The 26,717-nt window shown below is 62.5% G+C and carries 18 protein-coding genes; 9 read left to right on the forward strand and 9 right to left on the reverse strand.

Annotation, left to right across the window (positions count from 1 at the left end):
- Positions 1–58 precede the first annotated feature (58 nt).
- Together M1D68_RS08460 and mobA are read right to left on the reverse strand one after the other, a co-directional pair.
- A complete protein-coding gene (locus M1D68_RS08460) occupies positions 59–280 on the reverse strand; it encodes a YgdI/YgdR family lipoprotein (RefSeq protein ID WP_039588986.1) in 222 nt (73 codons plus the stop codon).
- Positions 281–355: 75 nt separating this feature from the next.
- Entirely contained in the window at positions 356–958 is a 603-nt protein-coding gene (gene mobA / locus M1D68_RS08465; RefSeq protein ID WP_457969984.1) for a molybdenum cofactor guanylyltransferase MobA, read from the reverse strand.
- A gap of 78 nt (positions 959–1,036) precedes the next feature.
- Here mobA and moaB point away from each other — a divergent pair, with 78 nt between their 5' ends.
- Together moaB and M1D68_RS08475 are read left to right on the forward strand one after the other, a co-directional pair.
- Positions 1,037–1,576, forward strand: a complete 540-nt coding sequence (moaB, locus tag M1D68_RS08470) for a molybdenum cofactor biosynthesis protein B (protein WP_420764771.1) — start codon at positions 1,037–1,039, stop codon at positions 1,574–1,576.
- A 22-nt stretch (positions 1,577–1,598) separates the two neighbouring features.
- The gene (locus M1D68_RS08475) at positions 1,599–2,786 is read left to right on the forward strand and encodes a molybdopterin molybdotransferase MoeA (protein WP_420764839.1); all 1,188 of its coding nucleotides are present in this window, start codon (positions 1,599–1,601) and stop codon (positions 2,784–2,786) included.
- 60 nt (positions 2,787–2,846) lie between these two features.
- On the opposite strand, the gene M1D68_RS08480 is transcribed toward M1D68_RS08475, so the two are convergent.
- The gene (locus tag M1D68_RS08480; protein WP_457969986.1) at positions 2,847–3,155 is read right to left on the reverse strand and encodes a hypothetical protein; all 309 of its coding nucleotides are present in this window, start codon (positions 3,153–3,155) and stop codon (positions 2,847–2,849) included.
- 348 nt (positions 3,156–3,503) lie between these two features.
- Between M1D68_RS08480 and yegS the strand changes: the two genes are divergently transcribed.
- Complete coding sequence (gene yegS, locus M1D68_RS08485) at positions 3,504–4,421, forward strand: lipid kinase YegS (protein WP_420764769.1); 918 nt, start codon at positions 3,504–3,506, stop codon at positions 4,419–4,421.
- Here yegS and M1D68_RS08490 read toward each other — a convergent pair.
- The 3 genes from M1D68_RS08490 to M1D68_RS08500 all read right to left on the reverse strand — a co-directional run bounded on the left by M1D68_RS08490 (position 4,405) and on the right by M1D68_RS08500 (position 6,647).
- Entirely contained in the window at positions 4,405–5,064 is a 660-nt protein-coding gene (locus M1D68_RS08490) for a response regulator (RefSeq protein ID WP_420764768.1), read from the reverse strand. The two genes, yegS and M1D68_RS08490, sit on opposite strands and share 17 nt — an antisense overlap.
- Complete coding sequence (locus tag M1D68_RS08495) at positions 5,061–5,954, reverse strand: sensor histidine kinase (RefSeq protein WP_434564091.1); 894 nt, start codon at positions 5,952–5,954, stop codon at positions 5,061–5,063. The genes M1D68_RS08490 and M1D68_RS08495 overlap by 4 nt, the downstream gene beginning before the upstream one ends.
- Positions 5,955–6,179: 225 nt before the next feature.
- The gene (locus M1D68_RS08500) at positions 6,180–6,647 is read right to left on the reverse strand and encodes a hypothetical protein (protein ID WP_420764767.1); all 468 of its coding nucleotides are present in this window, start codon (positions 6,645–6,647) and stop codon (positions 6,180–6,182) included.
- A gap of 482 nt (positions 6,648–7,129) precedes the next feature.
- On the opposite strand from M1D68_RS08500, the gene M1D68_RS08505 reads away from it, so the two are divergent.
- Positions 7,130–8,053, forward strand: coding sequence for a chemotaxis protein CheV (locus M1D68_RS08505; protein ID WP_039588994.1), 924 nt, complete (start codon positions 7,130–7,132; stop codon positions 8,051–8,053).
- Positions 8,054–8,124: 71 nt separating this feature from the next.
- The gene (locus tag M1D68_RS08510) at positions 8,125–8,934 is read left to right on the forward strand and encodes an MOSC domain-containing protein (RefSeq protein WP_420764766.1); all 810 of its coding nucleotides are present in this window, start codon (positions 8,125–8,127) and stop codon (positions 8,932–8,934) included.
- A gap of 86 nt (positions 8,935–9,020) precedes the next feature.
- On the opposite strand, the gene ppnP is transcribed toward M1D68_RS08510, so the two are convergent.
- Positions 9,021–9,305 (reverse strand): pyrimidine/purine nucleoside phosphorylase, encoded by a 285-nt coding sequence (gene ppnP / locus M1D68_RS08515; protein WP_003183665.1) that lies wholly within the window; start codon positions 9,303–9,305, stop codon positions 9,021–9,023.
- A gap of 79 nt (positions 9,306–9,384) precedes the next feature.
- Positions 9,385–9,927, reverse strand: coding sequence for an exonuclease domain-containing protein (locus M1D68_RS08520; protein WP_457969991.1), 543 nt, complete (start codon positions 9,925–9,927; stop codon positions 9,385–9,387).
- A gap of 214 nt (positions 9,928–10,141) precedes the next feature.
- On the opposite strand from M1D68_RS08520, the gene M1D68_RS08525 reads away from it, so the two are divergent.
- From M1D68_RS08525 to M1D68_RS08535, 3 genes are all read left to right on the forward strand, one after another.
- A complete protein-coding gene (locus M1D68_RS08525; RefSeq protein WP_457969993.1) occupies positions 10,142–10,801 on the forward strand; it encodes a TetR/AcrR family transcriptional regulator in 660 nt (219 codons plus the stop codon).
- A gap of 39 nt (positions 10,802–10,840) precedes the next feature.
- Positions 10,841–11,635, forward strand: coding sequence for a substrate-binding periplasmic protein (locus tag M1D68_RS08530; protein WP_457969995.1), 795 nt, complete (start codon positions 10,841–10,843; stop codon positions 11,633–11,635).
- A 67-nt stretch (positions 11,636–11,702) separates the two neighbouring features.
- Entirely contained in the window at positions 11,703–12,716 is a 1,014-nt protein-coding gene (locus M1D68_RS08535; RefSeq protein WP_457969997.1) for a GNAT family N-acetyltransferase, read from the forward strand.
- Between the two features lie 103 nt (positions 12,717–12,819).
- Here the strand turns inward: M1D68_RS08535 and M1D68_RS08540 are convergent, their stop codons facing one another.
- Positions 12,820–13,368 (reverse strand): RNA polymerase factor sigma-70, encoded by a 549-nt coding sequence (locus tag M1D68_RS08540; protein WP_039589001.1) that lies wholly within the window; start codon positions 13,366–13,368, stop codon positions 12,820–12,822.
- 282 nt (positions 13,369–13,650) lie between these two features.
- On the opposite strand from M1D68_RS08540, the gene M1D68_RS08545 reads away from it, so the two are divergent.
- Positions 13,651–26,637 (forward strand): non-ribosomal peptide synthetase, encoded by a 12,987-nt coding sequence (locus M1D68_RS08545; protein ID WP_457969998.1) that lies wholly within the window; start codon positions 13,651–13,653, stop codon positions 26,635–26,637.
- Positions 26,638–26,717: the final 80 nt, after the last annotated feature.

The following is a 26,717-nucleotide window of genomic DNA, read 5'->3' on the forward strand; positions in this document are numbered from 1 at the left end:
CAAAAAAGCCCGCAATAACCATTGCGGGCTTTTCTTTATCTGGCTTTGACGCTGAGGATCACAGGTCTTTAACGGTACGAACCTGATCCTTGTTCACGCGAGTCTGCTTGCCGTCCAATTGTTCGAATTCGTAGAAGCCGCTGTCTTCATCATAATGTGGCGTGTCGACGGCCTGGATTTCGCGACCGTCATTCAAGGTAATCACTGTTGGCGATGCGCACCCGGCGAGAGTGGCGAGGCCCAGCGCGAGCATGAAAGTAGCGAGGGTCCGTTGAGTCATGGTGTTTCTCCGAAAGGATTTCTTCAAGTTACTGACCTTCAGACGTATACATCGCGAGCAAGTTCCTGGCTAGTGTCAATCTGACACGCCTTTGTGCTGGGCAAGGAGTTCCGGCGTATTGAGATTGGCCAGCCGGGGATCGTCGGCCGGGCATTGCAATGGGACCGCGTGCAACGTGCGCATGATCCGGCCGGGGCTGCGTTCGCCTTCTTTCCATGCCTGTTCGAAGTCATTGGCCAAGGCTCGCGGGATGACGCACAACAGCGGCTCCCAATGTTCGCCATGACGAACCATCAATGGCTTGTCCGGGTGTCGGCTTGCCGTTTCCCGCATGCCTTCGAGCAGGCTGGTGTCGATTCGCGGCACGTCGCATGGCAACACCAACAGATACGGATGGCGTGCCGCCCTCAGGCCCGCCCGTATGCCTGCCAGCGGGCCGGGGAAATCACCCTCGTCATCATGCACCAACTGATCGGCGTACGCGGCGTAACGCTCCCGGTTGCGGTTGCAGGAAATGATCAAGTCATCGCTCATGGCCCGGGTCTGCCGATGCAGATGAGCAATCAATGGGCTGCCTTGCCACTCCAGCAGCCCTTTATCCTGTCCACCCATCCGGTGCCCGCGTCCGCCCGCCAGGAGCAGGATGGAGCAGGGCGGCAGGGGATTGTTCAAGGTCATGAGGTGTCTCCACACGGGCGAAAAAATCGGGCGCTGTGATATAACACCAGGCTGTTTCCCCTACAACTGGACGAGCCTATGAAACCCAAGGCTGATGTACCTTTCGTACCGCTCAATATCGCGGTGCTGACTGTCAGCGATACCCGTACCCTGGAAACCGACACGTCGGGCCAGGTCTTCGTCGACCGGCTCTCGGAAGCCGGGCACAATCTCGCGGCTCGGGTGCTGCTCAAAGATGATCTGTACAAGATCCGCGCGCAAGTCGCCGCTTGGATTGCCGACGAGGTGGTGCAGGTGGTGCTGATCACCGGGGGGACCGGCTTTACCGGCCGCGACAGTACTCCAGAGGCCGTTGCGTGTCTGTTGGACAAGCAGGTCGACGGTTTCGGTGAGTTGTTCCGGCAGATATCCGTGGCGGATATTGGCACCTCCACCGTTCAATCCCGGGCACTGGCCGGGCTGGCCAATGGGACGCTGGTGTGCTGCTTGCCGGGCTCCACCAATGCGGTGCGCACCGGATGGGACGGCATACTGGCCGAGCAACTGGATGCGCGGCACCGGCCGTGTAACTTCGTAGCCCATTTGAAACAGGCGGCCCCTTGTGAATCCCGTGGGTAAACCGGGCAAGACCGGTGCCTTGATGGCCGTCGAAGTCGCGCTGGAGCGCTTGCTCCAAAGCGCGGCGGCTTCGCCAATCGTCGAGCGTGAGCGGGTTTCACTGGCGCAAGCGCAGGGGCGGATCCTCGCCGAAGATCTGGTGGCGACGCTCGACCTGCCGCCTTGGCCCAACAGTGCCATGGACGGCTACGCGTTACGCCTGGCCGATTGGCGCGGCGAGCCACTGGTGGTCAGCCAGCGGATTTTCGCCGGGCAGGCTCCGGAGCCCCTGGTCGCGGGAACCTGCGCGCGGATCTTCACTGGTGCGCCGATTCCGGTCGGCGCCGATTGCGTCGAGATGCAGGAAAACGTCGAGCTTGAGGATGACCAGCGGGTGCGGTTCATCCAGCCCCTGGCGATCGGGCAGAATATCCGCCCTCAAGGGCAGGAAACGACCGTTGGCGAACGGGTGCTTTGTGCCGGCACCCGCCTGGGCCCGATTGAGCTTGGGCTGGCGGCCTCCCTGGGATGTGCATCGTTGGAAGTCGTGCGCAGGGTGCGCGTTGCGGTCCTGTCCACGGGCGATGAATTGGTGGAGCCTGGCCAGCCCCTTGGGCCGGGCCAGATCTACAACAGCAATCGCGTGTTGCTCTGTGGTTGGCTGCAACGCCTGGGGTGCGAGGTTATCGATGCAGGTATCCTGCCCGATGACCTGCCCACTACCCGCAAATGCCTGGCCCAACTGTCGGATGTCGACCTGATCCTGTCGACTGGCGGTGTATCGGTGGGGGAGGCTGACTTCCTGGGCATCGCCCTTCGTGAGGAAGGCGAGCTGACGCTGTGGAAACTTGCCATCAAGCCGGGAAAACCCCTGACATTTGGGCATTTTCGCGACGTGCCGGTCATAGGCCTGCCCGGGAACCCTGCTTCGACGCTGGTGACCTTCGCGTTGTTGGCTCGGCCTTATCTGTTGCGACGCCAAGGCGTTCAGTCAGTGGCCCCCCTCAAGTTCAAGGTGCCGGCCGGTTTCGCCTGGCCGAAGGCTGGCAGCCGGCGCGAATACTTGCGAGGCCGCATCGAAAATGGTCGAGCAATCATCTATCGCAACCAGAGTTCGGGAGTCCTGCGCAGCGCAGCTTGGGCCGACGGACTGGTCGAGGTCCTCGAAGAGCGGACTTTGGTCGAAGGCGATGAAGTGGGCTTCATTCCTTTGAGCGAGGTGCTGGGTTAGTCCTGCATCGCATTCATTGGTGACGGCCTGAGCTGGGCTCGGGCCGTTGCGGTTTTGCCTTCATCGCGACAGTAGCATCACCAGTTGATCGAAACGGCTGTTCGCGACCCACCCCAGCAGGCCGACCACCACCGCCGCCGCGCCTGCCAGATAGGCAAGTCGGTGGCGAACCGCCTTGACGTCGGTACGAATTTCATCCATGTCCCTGCGGATGTACTTGAGGTGGGTTTCCAGTTCAACGACGCGCGGTTCCAAATCAATTCCTCCAGCGGGATTACAGCAACTTTTGCCTTCGTTTTTGGCGTCGGCCCGCTCGCTCCCGAAGGATACGAAGTGGCGGGGCGACACCTTGCATTCATGGCTGCGCATAGGACGTTCCTTCCCTGTGGCCATGATTAATCGAGCGATTCAGCGGGCCTCTACGGGCCGTGACATATCCATCCATGGGTGACACATCCTTGTCTAAATGATCGTTTGCCGGTTAAACGCAACAGAATGCCAAGGTGTCTCAATATGCCCAGGGGGTCAATTGAGCTGATTCGCCACGTCTTGTAAGAAAATTCTTTGAATAAGAAAAAGCCATGGGAAGGCTGTTCCCATCTTCGTGGCATCGGCCCGAACGCCATGCTTTTTCATATAAATTGAGGGAAGCTGGGCTTTTTCCAGTGAATGAGCGGTCCCATTTCCTGAACCTTCTTTCCAATGACGGAGACAACAATGAGCAAAGGCAAGGCGCTATTGATCCTGCATGGCAAGCAAGCGCTCAACGAAGAGGTTCGCGCCGCAGTGATGCTCAAGCGCAAACAGGGTTGGGACCTCGCGGTCCGGTTGACTTGGGAAGCTGGTGATGCCCGGCGATGTGTGGAGGAAGCACTGGCGGCCGGTTATACCCAGTTGATTGCCGGTGGCGGCGACGGGACCTTGCGCGATATTGCCGAGGCCATTGCCCAGCACTCTGGCGATGCCAGCCTGGTATTGCTGCCGCTGGGCACGGCCAACGATTTTTCCCGGGCCGCCGGTGTCCCGCTGGAGCCGGAGCGGGCCCTGGACTTGCTGGAGGTTGAGCCTCGGGCGGTCGATCTGGGTGAGGTCGGCGGGCGGATTTTCCTTAACATGGCCACGGGCGGCTTCGGTAGCCAGGTAACAGCGAACACCTCGGAAGACTTGAAGAAAATTCTCGGCGGGGCCGCCTATCTATTTACCGGCCTTTCAAGGTTCGGTGAGCTGAGTGCAGCCTATGGCGAACTGCAAGGGCCTGGTTTCCAATGGCGCGGCGATCTGCTGGCGCTGGGGATAGGCAATGGCCGGCAGGCCGGCGGGGGGCACATGTTGTGTCCGGAGGCGTTGGCCGATGACGGGCTGCTTGATATCAGTATCCTGCCGGCGCCGCAGGAGGTGGTGAGCACGCTGAAGGACCTGCTGGCCGGTGGCCTGGGTATCGACAACATGTTCGTGCGGGCACGCTTGCCCTGGGTGGAAATCAAGGTAGCCCAGGGGCTGGATATCAATCTGGATGGCGAACCACTACAGGTCGATGATCTGCGTTTTACCTTGCGTCCCAAGGCACTGCGGGTGCATCTGCCGGTGGACTCGCCGCTATTGGGATCCCCCGGATTGCTCAATCGTCCAGGCTGATGATCTGCTCGCGCACCGCAAACAGCACCAGGCCCGCCACGTCATGGATCTGCAGGCGTTTCATGATCTGGGCGCGGTGGGTTTCCACGGTCTTGATGCTCAGGCTCAAGCCGTTGGCGATTTCCCGGGTGGACTTGCCACGCACAATCAGCCGCAGGATCTCCAGCTGACGCGCCGTCAGGTTATGGGTCGGGGCAGGATGGGGCGGCTGTTTCTGCACCCGGGTCAGTGCCTGGTTGATCACGGTATGGGCGATGGCCGGGCTCAGGTAGCGTTCGTTGTTGCGCAGCGCTTCCAGGGCGTGCTCCAGCTCGGTGGGAGTGGCGTCCTTGAGCAGATAGCCATGGGCTCCGGACTCCAGCGCCTGCATGATCACCTCTGGGTCGGTGTGCATGGACAGGATCAACACCTTGCTCTGGGGGCGGACCTGCTTGAGCTGTTGCAAGGCTTGCAGGCCGCTGGTGTCTTTCATGGAAATATCCAGCAGCACGATATCGGGGTTCAGTCGTTCTACCAGCTCCAACAGTTGGGCGCCGTCATTGGCTTCGCCGACCACGGCGTAGCCAGGCAGGTCGAGGACCAAGGCGCGCACACCGGCCCTGATCAGCGAATGGTCATCTACCAGAAGCAAATTACAAGTCAATGGAGAACCTTATTCTTGCTGGCCCGTTCCAGGGTGCGAGGCGCCCAGGGAAAGCGAGCTTCGATATGCGTGCCTTTGCCGGCCTCGCTGGTTACCTTGAGAGCGCCGCCCAGTTGTTCGACCCGTTCCGACATGCCGGCCATGCCGCGTTGCCCTTCGCGGGCGGGATGGATGGCGGGGACAAAGCCCCGGCCGTCGTCGCTGATGAGCAGCGTCAGCCCTTCGGGCAGTCGTTGCAGGCGTACCAGCAGGTTTTTTGCCTGGGCGTGGCGCAGGATGTTGGTGACCGCTTCCTGTGTGATCCGAAAAGCCGCCACTGTCATTTCTTCCGGGATACCCGTCATGCGTTGCTGGCAATCCAGGCTCCAGTTTACGGGGGTATTAGCCAGGGTCTTGAGCAGATGCGCGCGCAGGCTGGCTTCGAGTCCCAGGCTGGTCAGTTGCCTTGGATTGAGGATCGCCGACACGTCGCGCACCTTGTTCAACGTTTCTTCCAGCGTCTCGCTGAGCACGGAGCATTGGCCTTGCAGCTCTTGCGGCATGCGACGCTTGAGCCATTCGCTCTGCAGTTTTGCCGCTGTCAGCAATTGGCCAATGTCGTCGTGCAGTTCGCGACTGAGGCGATGGCGCTCGTTTTCCTGGACCTCAAGCAGCCGGTCAGCGAGTTCCTGCGGCTGGAATTTGATGGATTTTCGTGACAACCGATACTGGATCCAGACACAGGCAAGGGCTGCGACATTCAGTACCAGCAAGCTCAACGGCACCGTGAGGGCCGACAGGTAAGCCAACAGACAACCGAGGGTCGAGCAGATGCACAGCAACAGCGTGAACCGGCGGGCGTTTTCTCGGGAAGGTGGCCAGGAAATGAATGACTTGAAGCTGGCGTACATAGCGGATGGAGCCAATGGGTGTTCGCTGCGGGCAAGCCGGTCAGCGCATCTGACGGGCCGGGTCGGGTAAACGTTTCAGGTCGGGGATTGCTTCAGTTGGCGGCGGCTGGTTGAAGCGAACGACGCGAGACATAGTACCACTTCAAATATCGTTGGTCGCGCTCGGCTTGGCGGCCCGAAAGCTCCGTGCGCCGGGCACATGGCACCAGGCAGCGACAGGCAGCTTCATGCTTGTTTCTGGGCGTAGGGCACCAATGCCAGCGGGCGCGGTGGTTGTAACGCCTGACAAGGGCTCTGACCCACCTGGAAGGCGAAGGCTTCGATCAGCGACGTCTGTTCGCTGTTGTCCAGGCCCAGTTTACCGGTGGTGTGGTCGACCAGCTCCAGCTGCCAGGCCATGAGCGTGAAACAATCCTTGAGCGCGACCAGGGCCTGCTCATGCAGTTCCATGTCCTGCGCATGGCTGAGCAAGCCATGGATATGCAGTGAAAACTCCGAAACGGCCTCCAGCGCCAGCGCATCGGCCTTGTTTGCCAGCTTCAGCAGCGTGCTGAGCATGCAATCAATGGCGTCTTTATCGTTGCTGATCAATTGCAGGTGGCTCAGGCATTCCTCTGACTTGGCCAAGAGGGTCTCGGCTTCGACCAGGAACTCAGGAAGGCGCTGGCTCCAATTCTTGCGATCGTTCGGCATGCTTATCTCCACAACATCATGTCAGGCGAAAAGTAAATCGCGCGTGGCGAACGGTTGGATCTCATGGCCGACAACGAACCAATACGCCCGGCGCGCCCATGCGATCCGGCAAAGGGCTGCTGTTCGCAAACGATTGCACGGGCGGGATCGGCCGAAAGGCTTGAGGTTCGGTGTCCTGCGATGGCGCACAAAAGCCTGACTCCGTTCAGCAATGAGAATGGCGTCACATTAATGGCTATTGGATAGCGCGAATATCAGGTTGGACCTGATTGTGCCTAGGGGAATCCCTTAGGCAGGGGAACTTCGTGCGCAAACCGGAGTCGCGCAGCGAAAAAATAACGGATGAAAACGGAACGCCAGTAAACCATGATGTTAATGTGACATCAATCCCCGAGGGGAATATTTCGTGTCGGGGTCAAGATCCGGCCCCGGCAGCCGATAAGCCTTTACAAGATTCATCCGAACAAGCCCAGGAGTCATCGATGGCCGGCATTCTCGACACAGTAGATCAGCGAACCCAACTGGTGGGTGAGAATCGCCTGGAAATTCTCATGTTTCGCCTGGCAGGGCGGCAATTGTTTGCCATTAACGTGTTCAAGGTCCAGGAAGTGTTGCAACTGCCGAAGCTGACCTTGATGCCCCAGCGCCATCCTTTCGTCTGCGGCGTGGTGAACCTGCGGGGCCAGACGTTGCCAGTCATCGATCTGTCCCAGGCCATCGGCATGCGTCCGCTCGTGCCCGGGCCGAACAGCACCATCATCGTCACCGAGTACAACCGCTCGGTCCAGGCGTTCCTGGTGGGGGGCGTGGACCGCATCGTCAACATGAACTGGGAAGCCATCCTGCCACCGCCGACCAGCGCCGGCCGCGAGCATTACCTGACGGCCATCAGCAAGGTGGACGATCAGTTGGTGGAAATCATCGACGTGGAGAAGGTCCTGGCGGAGATCGTCCCCTACAACGCCAAGGTTTCCCGAGACAAACTCGAAGACCCGGTGCTGGAGCGCGCCCGTGGTCGCGAAGTCTTGCTGGTGGACGATTCCAACGTAGCGCTCTCCCAGTTGCGCGATACCTTGGGCCAGTTGGGCGTGAAGATGCACATCGCCAGCGACGGCTTGAAGGCGTTGAACATGCTCAAGGCCTGGGCTGATTCCGGCGAGGTGATGACTGACAAGTTGCTGATGATCTTCACCGACGCGGAAATGCCAGAGATGGACGGCTATCGCCTGACCACCGAAATCCGTAACGACCCGCGGCTGCGTGGGCTCTATGTGGTGCTGCACACCTCGCTGTCCGGTAGCTTCAACGACTCGATGGTCAAGAAGGTCGGCTGTGACAATTTCCTCTCCAAATTCCAGCCGGACAAGCTCGTTGATGTAGTACGCCAACGGTTGATGCTCGACTGAAGCCAATCCGGGTTTGTTTCATCGACCGGCTCGTATAAGGTTGCGTTTTTTCGCCACCAGGAACGTCGATCATGTTGCGGCTGAGTGCGCTTTACCGTTATCCGTTGAAGTCCGGCAAGGGGCAGCAGGTCCAAGGGATTGGCCTGGACAAGCTCGGGCTCGACGGTGATCGTCGCTGGATGCTGGTGGATGAGGCCAGCGGACGGTTCCTGACCCAGCGAGCCGTGGCGAAAATGAGCCAGCTTTCGGCGCTGTGGAACGAGGCGGGTGGCCTGACGCTCAGTGCGCCGGGCCATGGCGTCATCGAAGTGCCGTTGCCGCCTGCCCACGAAGAACAGCGGCGCGGCGTGATCATCTGGCGCGACACGTTGCGCGTGCCGGATGCGGGCGACGAGGCGGCTGCCTGGGTCAGCGCGTTCATCGGCAATCCTACCCGGCTCGTGCATGTGCCAGTGGAGTTGGCCCGCACCACAGCCGCCGGGTATGGCAAGGACGATGACAAGGTGGCCTTCGCCGACGGTTTTCCCTTGCTGTTGATCGGTCAGGCCTCATTGCAGGACCTGTCTGGCAGGGTAGGTCGCCCGCTGGAAATGCTGCGTTTCCGTCCGAACCTGGTGGTCGAGGGCAGCGAGGCGTTCGCCGAAGATGGTTGGAAGCGTATCCGTATCGGCGATATGGAGTTGCGCGTGGTCAAGCCGTGCTCGCGCTGCATCATGACCACGATCGATCCGCAGACCGGTGAGCGCGATCCGCAGCGCGAGCCTTTCGCGACGTTGCTGCAGTACCGTTCGACCCCGGACGGTGCGATGTTCGGGCAGAACCTGGTCAATGACGGTAATGGCAGCCTGGAAGTGGGCATGCCGGTCGAAGTGCTGGAATAAAAAATGCCCGTGTCGTTGGACACGGGCATTTCATTTACCACGCAATCGCTTTTGCCGTGGGGCAAGCGCCCTTGCTACGGTCCGACTCAGCCGCGATATTCGCACAGGTAAGCCGTGTCGACGGCGACCTTGAGCTGGAACTTGCTGTTGGCCGGGACGTTGAACTGGCTGCCGGCCGCGAAGGTTTCCCAGTCGGTGCTGTCAGGCAGTTTCACGGTCAGGGCGCCGGAAACGACGTGCATGATTTCCCGCTGGGCGGTGCCGAATTCGTATTCGCCCGGTGCCATGACGCCGATGGTCGCGGGGCCTTCGGCAGTGCCGAACGCGATCGACTTGACGGTGCCGTCGAAGTACTCGTTGACTTTGAACATGGGCGATTCCTCGAGAAAGGGCTGAAAAAGGCCGGCCAGTATGCACAAGGCCACACGGGCCGTCATCTGCTACGCCGGGTCAGCCCGTCAGCACCAGAGGCAATAGTCGCGCTGTATTGCGGGCGTCCTCGAGCGCGCGGTGCTGTTGTCCGCAAAATTGCAGCCCGGCCAGTTGCAGCGCGCTATTTAGCCCCAACGGTCGTTCCAACCGGCGGGCCTTGGCAAAACGTTGCTTGAGGTTTATGTGCGGCACTTGGCCGAGGAGGCTGTGCAATCGCTGTTGCTGCCATTCCTGAAGAAGCTGCTTGCGATCGTAGTCGCCCCAACTGACCCAGCCTTCCAGGTTGGGGTGGTAGGGCGCCAGCCAATGTTCGAACGCCGGCCAGACCTCGGTCAGAGGTCCGGCACTGTCGATGTTGGCCTGGCTGATGTGGGTCAGCGAGCGACAGAAAGGGGTGAGCAGCGGTCGCCTCAGCGGCCGTACGAACCGCTGGAAATGATCGATTTCCCGGCCGTCTCGATTCACCAGGGTCGCGCCGATTTCGATAATTTCCATTTCGGTTACCGGCCAGCCACCTTCATCGGTGGTGGCCTCCAGATCAATCACCAGCCAGTGAGGCATTGCAGAGTTCCCGGTATCGACGTGCTGATGGGTTTGAGCGTAGTCAAACCCGGCGCTTGCGCCTAGCCCTATCTTGAGGCGCCGACACGAAGGACCGAGCGCAGGTTCTTGCGCCCGAGCGCTTGCTTGGTTGCCCCGGCCAGCTTAAATTGCCGTGTCACTGGCGATTCTGAGAGTGGCCGCGCATTGATCGTTCGACTGAGGAGCAAAGTAGGTGAACGAGCAAAAAGCCTTGGACGTGATGCGTGAGCTGGTCGACGCCGGGCAACTGACCGATCCGGACAGCGCTCGCGGCAAACTGCTCCAGACCGCCGCCCACCTGTTCCGCAACAAAGGCTTCGAGCGCACCACGGTGCGGGATCTGGCCAGCGCCGTGGGCATTCAGTCGGGCAGTATTTTTCATCATTTCAAAAGCAAGGACGAAATCCTGTGGGCGGTGATGGAAGAGACCGTCCGCTACAACACCGCGATGATGCGGGCAGCCCTGGCAGAGGGCGGCAGCATTCGCGAGCGGGTGCTGGCGTTGATCCGCTGTGAATTGCAATCGATCACGGGGGAAAACGGCGAGGCGATGGCGGTGCTGGTCTACGAATGGCGCTCTTTGTCAGAGGAAGGGCAGCGGCAAGTGCTGGCCTTGCGTGATATCTACGAACGTGTGTGGCTTGAAGTCCTGGGAGAGGCCAAGGAGGCCGGGTATATTCGCGGGGACGTATTCGTTACCCGACGTTTCCTGACAGGTGCATTGTCCTGGACCTCCACCTGGTTTCGCGCCGGAGGCAGCCTGAGCCTTGATCAATTGGCTGACCAGGCGCTGATTCTGGTATTGCAAGAAAACGATGAACCAGCGGCTGGCCAAGCGCCTGAAACCGCCTAGCGTGAACATATTGAACGGACTTCTGGGGGAGTGGTTATCTTGACGTTTTCGCCGATGGGGGTGACCTCGCGCGTTCTGGCTGCTCTGGCCTTGTTATGGATGTTGCCCGTCGAGGCGGCGCAGCTGGTCCGGATCGGTGCGGCACATTTTCCGCCCTATACCGTTCGACCCGAAAAAGGTGCGGACACCGGCCTGCTACCGGAACTGGTCGAGGCGTTGAATCGCGCCCAGGCCGATTACGAGTTTGTGCTCGTCCCCACCTCGATCCCGCGGCGCTTCAATGATTTCAAGCAAGGCCGGATCGACATGGCCATCTTCGAAAACCCTGACTGGGGTTGGCAGGATGTGCCGCATACCACGGTGGACATGGGCCTGGAGGATGCGGAAATCTTCGTGACCCAGCGTTTGCCTGACCGCCAGCAGAGCTATTTCGCGGACCTGCGGGCCAAGCGGCTGGCTCTGTTCAGCGGTTATCACTACGCTTTTGCCGAGTTCAATGCCGATCCCAAGTTCCTGATCGGCCAGTTCAACGCCACGCTGACGTATTCCCATGACAGCAATCTGCAAATGGTCTTGCGTGGGCGCGCGGACGTTGCGCTGGTGACCCGTTCGTACCTCAGCGACTATCTGCTGCGCAATCCTCAAGTCGCTCCGCAACTGCTCGTGTCCGAGCGTATCGACCAGATTTATCACCATTTCGCGCTGCTGCGACCCCAGGCGCCGATCTCCGGGGAGGCGTTTGGGCAATTGCTGGGCAAGTTGAGAGACAGCGGGCAGCTGTTGGAGATTTTCAAGCCCTACCAGATCGAGCTCGTGTCGACCGCTCGCCACTGAGGCGACACTAAATTTCCCCTTCCGGCTCACGTCACACGTTGACTACCGACGAATACGTGAGCCTTCAATGCCAGACCTCAATCCTGCAGCGACGCTGCCCTTGCCCGGCGGTCGCTGCCTGGGCGCCGATGAAACCGAACGTCACCTGAGCCTGATGCTCGAAGGCGCGCCGCTGATCCGGCTGCGCCTGGAACGAGGCGCGCCCTTGCACGTGCATTTGCAGGAAACCAACGGGCGCCCGGTGGGGCCGGCGCTTTGGGCGGCCTGCTATTGGCTGTTTACCCGGGATCCGGGCTGCCAGTGCCTGGTCTGGCATCTTGACGAGCGTCCTGGTGAAGCGTTGCTCAGCGGCCTGCTGGTGGGCACCGCGCAACCCAACGAATACGCATGCGAACGTGCGCTGTTCTGGCAACTGCCGCAGCCCTGGCTGGGGGAGTCGTTCAGTGGCAGTTATCCGCAACAGATGATCATCACCGATGGCAAGCGTCATCCTCGCCGGCCCATCAAGCCTCGGGGGGAGGTGTATCGGCGTTTCGACGCGCGGCTGGGTGCCTGGGTGTCCTTGCGAACCCTTGAAATCGAGCAGGACCTGACGCGTTTCAATCGTTGGCAGAACAGCCCTCGGGTCGCCAGCTTCTGGCAGGAGGAGGGTAGCCTGGAGCAGCATCGGGAGTACTTGGGCAACTTGCAGCACGACCCTCGGGTCTTGACGCTGATCGGCTGTTTCAACGACGAGCCATTCGCCTATTTCGAGGCCTACTGGGCCAAGGAGGATCGAATCGCGCCGTTCTACCAGGCCAACGATTATGACCGTGGCATTCACATGCTGGTGGGCGAGGAACAACACCGTGGCCCGCATAAGGTCGCCAGCTGGCTGTCGGCATTGGTGCACTATCTGTTTCTGGACGATCCGCGCACCCAGCGCGTGGTGGCCGAGCCCCGGGCCGACAACGCCCGCATGATCGGGCATCTGCACAACCAGTGTTTCCACTGCGAAAAGGAATTCGACTTTCCGCACAAGCGAGCGGCGCTGATGATCCTGGGGCGCGAGCGGTTTTTTGACCGGTGTTCGTTGATGTAAATCTCACCGCAATTCTCAAGGCCCCATCGCGAGCAAGCGCGCTCCCACATGCACTGCGACGACGCTTGCGTGGGAGTGAGCTTGCTCGGTCAGCCCCGCGGAATCATCGCCGAGCGAAGGTATCTCCACGCACCCCGGACACCTTGCGGCAATGTACCAGGGCATCGCGGATCATGAAGTTCACCAACGTCGGCGAGACCCCCAGCTCCTTGGCGATGTCTTTCTGCGGCACGCCGTGCAGGCGATACATCTCGAAGGCATAGCGGGTGCGGCTCGGCAACTCGGTCAGGGCCTCGGCAATGTGCTCGAGCGTGGAGAAGTTGATGTGAGACGTTTCCGGCGAAGCACCCTGGATCACCACGTTCAGCCCTTCCTCTTCCGGCCCCGAGTATTTCTGTTCCAGCGCTTGCTTGCGGTAATGATCGATGGCCAGGTTGCGCACGATCTGGAACAGATAACTGAGCTGGGCCTTGAAGGATGAGGTGATCTGGGGCGCCGACTGCAACCGGAAAAACGCATCCTGGACCACATCTTCGGCCCGGGACCGGCAGCCCGTGATACGCGCTGCGATCTTGACCAGGATGGTTCGGTTATCGACGAATGCCTGGAGTAGCGGTGAGTCGCACCTGCTTGTGGATACTTGTTCCGTCATGGAATTCACCTTGCTGCAAATAGTTAGCAGGACGACCGATCCGGCGGACATGTCCTACACATCGACGGCCAAATTAGGCGTAATGATAATTATTGTCAATTGAGAAGAAGAATTATTGATGAAAGGAAGTCCAGCCCGATAGCTGCGACCCGTTGCCGCGGCGCGTGATGGCCCGCAGTTCTGCCACCCGCGTGAGAACAAGGTCGCCGACTAATTATTTGCTGGTGTTATCCGTCCCCATGGGTGACCACTTGCAAGCCGAATTTCAGGCAGGAACCCCCCATGACCGACGCGTTCGAACTTCCCCGCACCCTGGCTCACGCACTCCAGCGCCGCGCCGCGTTGACCCCGGATCAGGTGGCCTTGCGCTTCCTGGCCGATACCCCGGAGCAGGGCGTGGTGTTGAGTTATCGCGACCTGGATCAACGCGCCCGGACCATCGCCGCCGCCTTGCAGGCCGAGGCCCGATTCGCTGATCGAGCGGTGCTGTTGTTCCCCAGCGGCCCGGATTATGTCGCGGCATTCCTCGGTTGCCTGTATGCCGGAGTGATCGCCGTACCGGCCTATCCGCCGGAATCCTCCCGTCGGCATCATCAGGAGCGCTTGCTGTCGATCATCGCCGATGCCGAACCGCGGCTGTTGCTGACCACCGCTGACCTGCGCGACACCTTGCAAGCCATCGAATCGGCACCGCCGGTGCTGTGCGTCGATACGCTCGATCCGACCCGCGCCGAGCAATGGCAAGCGCCGCAGCTGCAACGCGATGACATCGCTTTCCTGCAATACACCTCCGGTTCCACCGCCTTGCCCAAGGGCGTACAGGTCAGCCACGGCAACCTGGTCGCCAATGAACTGTTGATCCGCCGTGGCTTCGGCATCGATGTGAACCCCGACGATGTCATCGTCAGCTGGCTGCCGCTTTACCACGACATGGGCCTGATTGGCGGCTTGTTACAGCCGATCTTCAGTGGCGTGCCTTGCGTGCTGATGTCGCCGGCCTATTTCCTCGCCCGGCCGTTGCGTTGGCTCGAAGCGATCAGCGAGTACGGCGGCACCATCAGCGGCGGCCCGGACTTCGCCTATCGCTTGTGCAGCGAACGGGTCAGTGAGTCCGCCCTGAGCCGCCTCGACCTGAGTGGCTGGCGCGTGGCCTATTCCGGCTCCGAGCCGATCCGCCTAGACAGCCTGGAGCGCTTTGCCGGGAAATTTGCCGCGTGCGGCTTCACGGCCGACCGTTTCATGGCCTCCTACGGGCTCGCCGAGGCGACGTTGTTCGTGGCCGGCACGCCACGTGGCCGAGGCATCCCGTCGATGCGCATGGACGATGCAGCCTTGACGCAAAACCGTGCCGAGCCGGGGCAGGGCTGCGCGGTGATGAGTTGTGGCGTGAGCCAGCCGGATCATGCGGTGCTGATCGTCGAACCCAACACCCTGCAACCGCTGGCCGACAGCCAGGTGGGCGAGGTCTGGGCCGCCGGCCCGAGCATCGCCCACGGTTACTGGCGCAACCCCGAGGCCAGCGCCAAGACCTTCGTCCAGCATGACGGCCGCACTTGGCTGCGCACCGGCGACCTGGGTTTTATGCGCGAAGGCGAGCTGTACATCACCGGCCGCCTGAAGGACATGCTGATCGTGCGCGGGCACAACCTCTACCCCCAGGACATCGAGCAAACCATCGAACGGGAAGTGGAAGTGGTGCGCAAAGGACGGGTTGCCGCCTTCGCCGTCGATGAGGCGGGCGAGGAAGGCATCGGCATCGCTGCTGAAATCAGCCGCAGCGTGCAGAAGATCCTGCCCCCCGACGCCTTGATCAACGCGATTCGCCAGGCCGTGGCCGACGCCTGCCAGCAAGCGCCGAGCGTGGTGGTGCTGCTCAACCCGGGGGCGCTGCCCAAGACGTCCAGCGGCAAACTGCAACGTTCGGCGTGCCGCGCCCGGTTGGCGGACGCCAGCCTCGACAGCTATGCACGGTTCCCTTCGGCCAAGGCTGAAACCGGCGATGAAACCGCGCCATCATCCGAGCTGCAAGAACTGATCGGCCGCCTCTGGTGCGAGCAGCTACACGTTGAGCGGGTTCGTGGCGACGATCATTTTTTCCTGTTGGGCGGCAACTCCATCGCAGCCACCCAGATCATTGCACGGCTGCGTGAAGTGCTTGGTCTGGAACTCAACCTGCGCCTGCTCTTCGAAGCGCCGACCCTGGGCGCGTTCGCGACGGCAGTGGCAAATCTGCAACAGGACGGCGGCCAGGCCCAAGGCGCCATCAAAGCGTTGGCGCGCGATGAAGCCCTGCCGCAGTCCCTGGCCCAGAACCGTTTGTGGCTGACCTGGCAGCTGGACCCTGCCAGCCGCGCCTACAACATCCCCGGCGCTCTGCGCCTGCGCGGTGAGTTGGACGAACAAGCGCTGCGCGCCAGCCTCCAACAATTGACCGAGCGCCATGAATCCTTGCGCACACGGTTCCTGGAGCGCGACGGCGTGGCCCTGCAGCGGATCGATCCGGCCGGCGAGTTCAATCTCCAGGTGATCGACCTCAGCGACGTGGCCACCGATCAACGCGAAGCCCAGGCCCAGCGTCTCCGCGAAGACGAAGCAGCCACTCAATTCGACTTGGAAAAAGGCCCGCTGCTGCGGGTCGCCTTGCTGCGCCTGGCGGAAGACGATCACCTGCTGTTGGTGACGATGCACCACATCATTGCCGATGGCTGGTCGATGAATGTGTTGATCGAAGAATTCTCGCGACTGTACGCCGCAGCGTCCCAAGGACAAATCGCCGCGCTGGCGCCGTTGCCGCTGCAATACGCCGACTACGGCAGTTGGCAACGGCAATGGCTTGCCCAGGGCGAAGCCGATCGCCAACTGGCGTATTGGAAACAGCAGTTGGGCGACGAGCACCCGACCCTGGCGCTGGGCACCGACCACCCGCGCAGTGCCCAACTGCGTCGCAGCGCCGCGCGCCATAGCCTGCGCGTGGACAAGTCACTCAGTAATGCTCTGCGCCAGATCGCCCAGGCCCATGACGCGACGGTGTTCATGCTGTTGCTGGCGGCGTTCCAGGCCTTGTTGCAGCGCTACACCGGTCAGTCCGACATTCGCGTCGGCGTACCCAACGCCAACCGCCCGCGTCTGGAAACCCAAGGCTTGATCGGTTTTTTCATCAACACTCAGGTGCTGCGTGCGCAAACCGATTCGCGTCAACCCTTCGCCGCGCTGCTGGCCCAGGCCCGGGAGGCGACGCTCGCCGCCCAGGCCCATCAGGACCTGCCCTTCGAACAGCTGTTGGAAGCCTTTCCCCAGGCTCGCGATCAAGGTCTGTTCCAGGTGATGTTCAACCACCAGCAGCGCGACCTCGGCGCGTTGCGGCGTCTGCCGGGACTGTTGGCGGATGAGTTGCCATGGCACAGCCGCGAGGCCAAGTTCGACCTGCAGTTGCACAGCGAAGAAGACCGCAACGGTCGGCTGACACTGTCGTTCGACTACGCAGACGAGTTGTTCGAGGCGGCAACCATCGCGCGCCTGGCCGAGCACTTTTGCAGTTTGCTGCGGGCGGTCTGCGCTGATCCGCAGCAGGCCCTGGGCGATTTGCCGTTGTTGAGCGCCGATGAACTCGCCCAGCAGCAGCGTTGGGCGGCGGCACCCTGCGCGCCCGCCACGCAATGGCTCCCGGAACTGCTTAATGACCAGGCCCGGCTCACACCGCAACGCAGGGCATTGCAGTGGGATGGCGGCTCGCTGGACTACGCTGAATTGCACGCCCAGGCCAATCGGCTGGCCCATTATCTTCGGGACAAAGGCGTGGGCCCGGACGTGTGCGTGGCGATTGCCGCCGAGCGCTCGCCGCAATTGCTTGTTGGCGTGCTGGCGATCATCAAGGCAGGTGGCGCCTACGTGCCGCTGGATGTCGATTACCCGAGCGAACGCCTGGCCTACATGCTCCACGACAGCGGCGTCGATCTGCTGCTGACCCAAACCGCGCTGCTCGAACGCTTGCCGGCCTGCGAGGGCGTCAGCATCATCGCCATGGATGCGCTGCACCTGGAGCAATGGCCGAGCAACCCGCCGCGGTTGCACCTGCACGGCGATCATCTGGCCTACGTGATCTACACCTCCGGCTCGACCGGCCAACCCAAGGGTGTCGGCAATACCCACGCGGCCCTGGCTGAACGCTTGCAGTGGATGCAGGCCGCCTATGAGCTGGATGAAACCGACGTGTTGATGCAAAAGGCGCCGATCAGTTTCGACGTGTCGGTGTGGGAGTGCTTCTGGCCGCTGATCACTGGCAGCCGATTGGTCCTGGCCGGCCCGGGGGAACACCGCGACCCGCACCGCATCGCTCAATTAGTCGAGCAGTTTGGCGTAACCACGCTGCATTTCGTCCCGCCGTTGCTCAGCCTGTTTATCGACGAGCCGTTGAGTACCCGTTGCACCGGCCTGCGGCGGATTTTCTCCGGGGGCGAAGCCTTGCCAGCCGAATTGCGTAACCGGGTGCTGGCGCAGTTGCCGGCGGCGCAATTGCACAACCGTTATGGCCCGACCGAAACCGCGATCAACGTCACTCATTGGCACTGCACCGCAGACGATGGCGAGCGCTCGCCCATCGGCCGGCCCTTGGCTAACGTGCTGTGCCGCATCCTCGACAGTGAACTCAATCCCGTGCCCGTCGGCGTGCCGGGTGAGCTGTGCATCGGTGGCCTGGGCCTGGCCCGGGGTTACCTCGGGCGCCCCGGGTTGACCGCGGAGCGCTTCGTCGCCGACCCCCAAGGGCTGGCGGGCGCGCGGCTCTACCGGACCGGGGACCGGGCGCGCTGGGGTGCCGACGGCGTCATCGAATACCTCGGCCGCCTCGATCAGCAGGTGAAGCTGCGCGGTTTCCGCGTCGAACCTCAGGAAATCGAGGCGCGGTTGCTGGCCCAGGACGGCGTCGCCCAGGCGGCGGTGCTGGTGCGCGATACGGCGGCCGGTCCGCAGTTGATCGGCTATTACACCGCAGCAGTGCTTGATGAAGACGATATCGTCCAGGCCGCGCGCTTGAAAAACGCCCTTGCCAGTGAGCTGCCTGACTACATGGTGCCCGCCCAACTGCTGCGCCTGGACGCCATGCCCCTGAGCCCGAGCGGCAAGCTCGACCGTCGTGCCTTGCCTGAGCCGCAATGGCAGGTGCGCGAACACGTCGAACCGGCCAGCGCTCTCGAACAGCAGATCGCCGCGATCTGGCGCGACGTGCTGGGCCTTGCCCGCGTCGGCTTGAGGGACGATTTTTTCGCCCTGGGCGGCCATTCGTTGCTCGCGACCCAGATCATTTCCCGTACGCGCCAGGCCTGCGATGTCGAGTTGCCGTTGCGTGCGTTGTTCGAGGCCAGTGAGCTGGGAGCGTTCGCCGAGCAAGTGCGGTTGATCCAGGCCAGCGGCCGGACCAACCGTCAGCCGCCGATCGAGAAAGTCGACCGCAGCCAACCGGTGCCGTTGTCCTATTCCCAGCAACGCATGTGGTTCCTCTGGCAGATGGAACCGCATAGCCCGGCCTACAACGTCGGTGGCATGGCGCGGCTGCGCGGGGTGCTGGATGTCGGGCGCTTCGAAGCGGCGTTGCAGGCGTTGATCCTACGCCATGAAACCTTGCGCACCACGTTCCCGAGCGTCGACGGCGTGCCTCGCCAGCACGTACACGACGAGACGGGCCTGCGCATGGACTGGAAGGACTTCTCCATGCTCGACGCCGACATTCGCCAGCAACGGGTGCAGCAAATGGCCGACAGCGAAGCTCACGAGCCCTTTGACCTGGAAACCGGGCCGCTGCTGCGGGCCTGCCTGGTCAAGACCGCCGAGCACGAACATTACCTGGTGCTGACGCTGCATCACATCGTCACCGAAGGCTGGGCGATGGACATCTTCGCCCGGGAGCTAAGCGCGCTGTACGAAGCCTTTATCGATGATCGCGAGTCGCCGCTGGAACCGTTGCCGGTGCAGTACCTGGACTACAGCGCCTGGCAGCGCCAGTGGTTGGAATCCGGCGAGCGCCAACGCCAACTCGATTACTGGACCGCGCAGCTGGGCCGCGAACATCCCTTGCTGGAATTGCCGGGGGACCGCCCGCGTCCGCCGGTACAAAGCCATCGTGGCGAACTGTTCCGTTTCGACCTCAGCGATGACTTGGCCGCACGGGTTCGTGCCTTCAACGCCGAGCATGGCTTGACCCTTTTCATGACGATGACCGCTGCCCTGGCCGTGCTGCTCTATCGCTACAGCGGCCAGACCGACCTGCGCATCGGCGCGCCGGTGGCCAACCGCATCCGTCCGGAAAGTGAAGGGTTGATCGGCGCGTTCCTCAACACCCAAGTGCTGCGTTGCCAACTCGACGGGCAGATGTCCGTTGGCGAGCTATTGGAGCAGGTGCGCCACACCGTGATCGAGGGCCAGTCCCACCAGGACCTGCCGTTCGATCATCTGGTGGAAGCGTTGCAGCCACCGCGCAGCGCGGCGTACAACCCGCTGTTCCAGGTGATGTGCAACGTGCAGCGGTGGGAATTCCAACAAAGCCGCACGCTGGCCGGCATGAGCGTCGACTATCTGGTCAACGATGCGCGGGCCACCAAGTTCGACCTCAACCTGGAAGTCACCGATCTGGACCGGCGCCTGGGTTGCTGCCTGACCTACAGCACCGATTTGTTCGACGAGCCACGCATTGCCCGCATGGCCGGGCACTGGCGCAACCTGTTGGAAGCGCTGCTGGTGGATCCGGCCCGGCGGCTGAGCGAGCTGTCGTTGCTGGAGGCCGGCGAACAGCGGCAGTTGCTCGAGAGTCTGGGCGAAGAACCGGGCGAGCATCGCCTGGATCGATGCATCCATTCATTGTTCGAAGAACAGGCCAGGGTGCGCCCGGACGCGCCGGCGCTGACGTTCGCCGAGCAGACCCTGACCTATGGCGAACTCGAACGCCGGGCCAATCGCCTGGCCTGGATGTTGCGCGAACGTGGTGTCGGGCCTCAGGTTCGCGTGGGCCTGGCCCTGGAGCGCTCGCTGGAAATGGTCGTCGGCTTGCTGGCGATCCTCAAGGCGGGTGGCGCCTACGTGCCGCTGGATCCGGAATACCCGCTGGACCGTTTGCTCTACATGATCGAGGACAGCGGCGTCGGTCTGTTGCTCAGCGATCGGGCCAGGTTCCAGGCCCTAGGCCCACTGCCGGAAGGCGTGCAGCGCGGGTGCCTGGAAGACGACAGCGCGGCCGTGGCGGATTACCCCGACCAGTCGCCAGGGCTGATCAATCTGCCGCAACACCAGGCTTACTTGATCTACACCTCCGGCTCCACCGGCAAACCCAAGGGTGTGGTGGTGTCCCACGGCGAAATCGCCATGCATTGCCAGGCGGTGATCCAGCGCTTCGGCATGCGCCCCGAAGACTGCGAGCTGCATTTCTATTCGATCAATTTCGACGCCGCCACCGAGCGCTTGCTGGTGCCCTTGCTCAGCGGCGCCCACCTGGTGCTGCGCGCTCAGGGCCAGTGGGATGCCGAGGAAATCTGCGGCCTGATTCGCCAACACCGCATCAATATCCTCGGTTTCACCCCCAGCTATGGGAGCCAATTGGCGCAATGGCTGGCGACCCAGGGCCAGACGCTGCCGGTGCGCATGTGCATCACCGGTGGTGAGGCCCTGACCGGCGAGCATTTGCAGCGTATCCGCGCCGCGTTCAGCCCGGATCTATTCTTCAACGCCTACGGCCCGACCGAAACCGTGGTCATGCCGCTGGCGAGCCTCGCCCCGGAGCGACTGGAGGAGGGCGCCGGCAGCGTGCCGATCGGCAGCGTGATCGGGGCTCGGGTCGCCTACGTTCTCGACGCCGACCTGGCATTGGTGCCGCAGGGCGCGACCGGTGAGTTGTACGTTGGCGGCGCCGGGCTGGCCCAGGGTTATCACCAGCGCCCGGGCATGACCGCCGAGCGTTTCGTCGCCGACCCGTTTGCCGCCAATGGCGGACGGTTGTATCGCACTGGCGATTTGGTGCGCCAGCGCGCCGACGGCCAGGTGGAGTACCTTGGACGCATCGACCATCAGGTGAAGATTCGCGGTTTCCGCATCGAGCTGGGGGAAATCGAAAACCGTTTGTTGGAGCACGATGCCGTGCGCGAGGCCGTGGTACTGGCCCTGGACATGCCCGGCGGCAAGCAACTGGCCGGTTATCTGGCCACCGACATTGCCTCTCAGGACGCCGCCGGGCAAGCGGCGCTGCGCGAAGCGCTGAGGAACCACCTCAAGGCGCAACTGCCGGACTACATGGTGCCCGCGCACTTGATCCTGCTGGCGAGCATGCCGCTGACCGCCAACGGCAAGCTCGACCGCCGCGCCTTGCCGATGCCGGATCCGGAGCTCAATCGCCAACAATACGTGGCGCCGAGCAATGCCTTGGAGCAAGCGCTGGCGGCAATCTGGTGCGACGTGCTGAACGTGAAGCAGGTCGGCCTCAACGACAACTTCTTCGAGCTGGGCGGCGATTCGATCCTGTCGATCCAGGTCGTCAGCCGGGCCCGGCAACAGGGCCTCCACTTCACGCCACGCGACCTGTTCCAGCACCAGACCGTGCAGGCCCTGGCGGCGGTCGCGACTCGCAGCGAACAGGTGAGCGCCGAGCAAGGGTTGTTGAGCGGTGAGTCGGCGCTGACGCCGATCCAGCACTGGTTCTTGGCCAACGAAATACCCAACCGTGAACATTGGAACCAGGCGTTGTTGCTGGAGCCGACCACGCCCTTGGAAGCGGATGCTCTGGAGCAAGCGTTGCGCGCCGTTTTCGAGCAGCACGACGCCTTGCGCCTGGGCTTTGGCAACAGCGCCGGTCAGTGGCGCGCCGAGCATCAGCCAGTGTTCGAGGGAACGCTGCTGGAGACGGTATCGGTGGGCTCGCCGCACGCCTGCGAAGCCGTGTTTGCCCAGGCCCAGCGTGGCTTCGAACTGGCGACTGGGCCGCTGCTGCGGGCCGTGCTGGCGCAGCTACCGGACGGTCGGCAGCGCCTGCTGATCGCGATTCACCACCTGGTGGTGGACGGTGTGTCATGGCGGGTGCTGATGGACGATCTGCAAACGGCTTACCGCCAATGCGTCGCCGGACAAACGCTGCAATTGCCAGCCAAGACCAGCCCCTTGCGTGATTGGGCCGCGCGTTTGCGGGCCTACGCCGGTAGCGAATCCCTGCGCGAGGAAATGAGCTGGTGGCAAGGTCAGTTAAGTGGCCCGCAGGTGACACTGCCTTGCGCGCGTCCCGACGGCGGGCGGCAGGAACGGCATGCCGACATCGTCAGCCTGCGCCTGGACGCCGAGCGCACCCGGCAATTGTTGCAACAGGCGCCCAGTGCCTACCGCACCCAGGTCAATGACTTGTTGCTCACGGCGCTGGCTCGGGTGCTGTGCCGTTGGAGCAATCACGAATCGGCGTTGGTCCAGCTCGAAGGTCATGGTCGCGAGGCGCTGTTCGATGACATCGACCTGACCCGCACCGTGGGATGGTTTACCAGTGTCTATCCGCTGCGCCTGAGCCCATCGGCCGATGATATCGGCACCTCGATCAAAGCCATCAAGGAGCAACTGCGCGCCGTGCCCCATAAGGGCCTCGGCTATGGCGTGCTGCGTTACCTGACAGACAGCGGCACCCGCGAGGCGATGGCCGGCCTGCCGCAAGCGATGGTCACTTTCAACTACCTCGGCCAGCTCGACCATGCCCTCGGCCAGGACGTGCTGTTCCAACCGCTGGACGAGCCGCTTGGCGCGATTCACGACCCCGACGCTCCGCTGCCCAACGAGCTGAGCCTCGACTGCCAGGTCAGCGGCGGCGAACTGGCGCTGCGCTGGACCTTCAGTGCCGAGCGCCATGACCGCCAGAGCATCGCCGTGCTGGCCAACGCTTACCTCGACGAACTGCAGCACTTGATCGAACACTGCTTGACGGACGAGGCGGGCGGCCTGACGCCGTCGGACTTCCCGCTGGCGAAACTGACCCAGGCGCAACTGGACAACCTGCCGGTGCCGGCCGCGGAGATCGAAGACGTCTATCCACTGACGCCGATGCAGGAAGGCATGCTGCTGCACACCTTGCTGGAACCGGGCACGGGCCTGTACTACATGCAGGACCGCTACCGCATCAACAGTGAACTCGACCCCCAGCGTTTCGCCCAAGCCTGGCAGGCGGTGATCGCCCGTCACGAAGCCTTGCGCGCCTCGTTCTGCTGGAATGTCGGTGAAGACATGCTGCAGGTCATCCACAAACCCGGCCGCACGCCGGTGCAATACCTCGACTGGACGCAAGTACCCGACGACGCCCAGGAGCCCAAACTCCAGGCGCTGCTCAAGAGCGAACGGGAGGCCGGTTTCGATCTGTTGAACGAGGCGCCGTTCCACTTGCGCTTGATCCGGGTTGGCGCGGCGCGTTACTGGTTCATGATGAGCAACCACCACATCCTCATCGATGCGTGGTGCCGTTCGCTGCTGATGGACGATTTCTTCGAAATCTACACGGCCCTTGGCGAACAGCGCGAGCCCCACCTGGCCGTGCCGCCGCGCTATCGCGACTACATCGGTTGGCTGCAACACCAGGGCCTGGCCGAAGCCCGACAGTGGTGGCAGAAGAACCTGCAAGGCTTCGAGCGGACCACGCCGATCCCCGCGGATCGACCGTTCCTGCGCGAGCACGCCGGTGACAGCGGCGGCATGGTCGTCGGCGATTGCTACACCCGGCTCGACGTTCGAGACGGTGCGCGTTTGCGCGAGCTGGCCCAGGCCCATCAGCTGACTGTCAACACCTTCGCCCAGGCCGCGTGGGCCTTGGTGCTGCGTAGGGTCAGCGGCGATCGCGACGTGCTGTTCGGCGTCACCGTGGCCGGCCGTCCGGTGGAGCTGCCGCACATGCAGCGCACGGTGGGGCTGTTCATCAACAGCGTCGCCTTGCGAGTGCAGATTCCGTCGGATGACCAGCGTTGCAGCGTGCGCCAATGGCTCAACGGTTTGCTGGACAGCAACATGCAACTGCGCGAGTACGAATACCTGCCGCTGGTGAGCATCCAGGAGGTCAGCGAACTGCCCAAGGGCCAGCCGTTGTTCGACAGCCTGTTCGTGTTCGAGAACGCGCCGGTGGAAGTCTCGGTGCTGGACCGCGCCCAGAGCCTCAACGCCACCTCGGATTCAGGGCGCACCCACACCAACTTCCCGCTGACGGCGGTGTGTTACCCGGGCGACGATCTCGGACTGCACCTGTCCTACGACCAGCGTTACTTCAATGAGTCGACGGTCCAGGAGCTGCTGGGTGAGTTCAAGCGATTGCTGCTGGCGCTGATCGAAGGTTTCCACGGTGACATGGCCGAGCTGGCGCTGATCGGGTCTGAAGAAAAGACTTTCCTCATCGAGGGCTGCAACCAGAGTGAACGTGCCTATCCGCTGGAGCAGAGTTACGTGGAGCTGTTCGAGGCCCGGGTGGTGGCTCATCCGCAACGCATTGCCGCCAGTTGCCAGGACGACAGCTGGACTTACGCCGCGTTGAACGAACGCAGCAACCGCCTCGGTCATGGGCTGATCGAGGCGGGCGTCGGTCCCGACCAGCCGGTGGCGCTGCTGGCCGAGCGCGGCCTGGACTTGCTGGGCATGATCATCGGCAGCTTCAAGGCCGGCGGCGGTTATCTGCCGCTGGACCCAGGCCTGCCGAGCCAGCGCCTGAGCCGCATCATCGAGCTGAGCCGCACGCCGTTGCTGGTGTGCACGAGAGCTTGTCGCGAACAGGCGTTGGCCTTGCTGGAAGAGTTCGCCTGTGCCGGGAGGCCGAAGCTGCTGGTCTGGGAAGACGTCCAGGCCAGTGATACGGCGGTGGACAATCCTGGCGTTTACGGCGGGCCGGACAACCTCGCCTATGTGATCTACACATCTGGCTCCACCGGCTTGCCCAAAGGCGTGATGGTGCAGCAGCGCGGCATGCTCAACAACCAGCTCAGCAAAGTGCCGTACCTGGCGCTGGATGAAACGGACGTGATCGCCCAGACCGCGTCCCAGAGCTTCGATATTTCGGTGTGGCAGTTCCTGGCCGCCCCGTTGTTCGGCGCCCGGGTGGACATCGTGCCCAATGCCATCGCCCACGATCCCCAAGGACTGTTGGACCATGTAGGTCGTCAGGGCATTACCGTGCTGGAAAGCGTGCCTTCCTTGATCCAGGGCATGCTCGCCCAGGAGCACACCGGTCTGGATGGGTTGCGCTGGATGCTGCCCACCGGCGAAGCGATGCCACCGGAACTGGCCCATCAATGGCTGGTGCGTTACCCCGACATCGCCCTGGTGAATGCCTACGGACCGGCGGAATGTTCCGATGATGTGGCGTTCTTCCGGGTCGACATGGCCTCGACCCGTGGCACCTACCTGCCCATCGGCACTCCGACCGACAACAACCGTTTGTACGTGCTCGACGGCGCGCTGGAACTGGTGCCATTGGGCGCGGTGGGCGAGTTGTGCGTCGCCGGCACCGGAGTGGGGCGTGGTTATGTCGGCGATCCGTTGCGTACGGCGCCGGTCTTCGTGCCCAACCCGTTCGGCGCACCGGGCGAACGGCTGTACCGCACTGGCGACCTGGCGCGCCGCCGCAGCGATGGCGTGCTGGAATACGTCGGGCGCATCGATCATCAAGTGAAGATCCGCGGTTACCGCATCGAACTGGGGGAAATCGAAGCACGGCTGCATGAGCAGCCCGAAGTCCGCGACGCGGCGGTCGGGGTGCAGGAGGGCGTCAATGGCAAGCATCTGGTGGGCTATCTGGTTGCTGCCGACTCGACGCTCAGCCCGAGCGAACGCCTGGATCGGATCAAACAGCGCCTGCGCAGCGAGCTGCCCGAATACATGGTGCCGCTGCACTGGCTGTGGCTCGACCGCTTGCCCCTCAATGCCAACGGCAAGCTCGATCGCAAGGGGCTGCCGGCGTTGGAAATCGGCCAGTTGCACGGCCACGACTACCAGGCGCCCGCCAATGCGCTGGAGCAGACCCTGGCGGATATCTGGGCCGAAGTGTTGAAGGTCGAGCGGGTGGGGGCGCGGGACAATTTCCTTGAGCTGGGCGGGCACTCCTTGCTGGCGACACAAATTGCCTCCCGCGTGCAGAAGGCCTTGCAACGCAACGTGCCGCTCAGGGCGATGTTCGAGTGCAGCACCGTGGAGCAATTGGCTGAATACATTGCGGGGTTGCAAGCCAGCGAAATGACCGAGGAGAAAGTGGACCGGTTGAATGATCTGATGGCGGAGTTGGAGGGGTTGTAGTGCTGTGATGCCTGTAGCGGCCTCATCGCGACAGGCTCGCTCCCACAATGGATCGGAGTCCAGAGATCAAAATGTGAGCG

The organism is Pseudomonas sp. R4-84 (assembly GCF_054130985.1).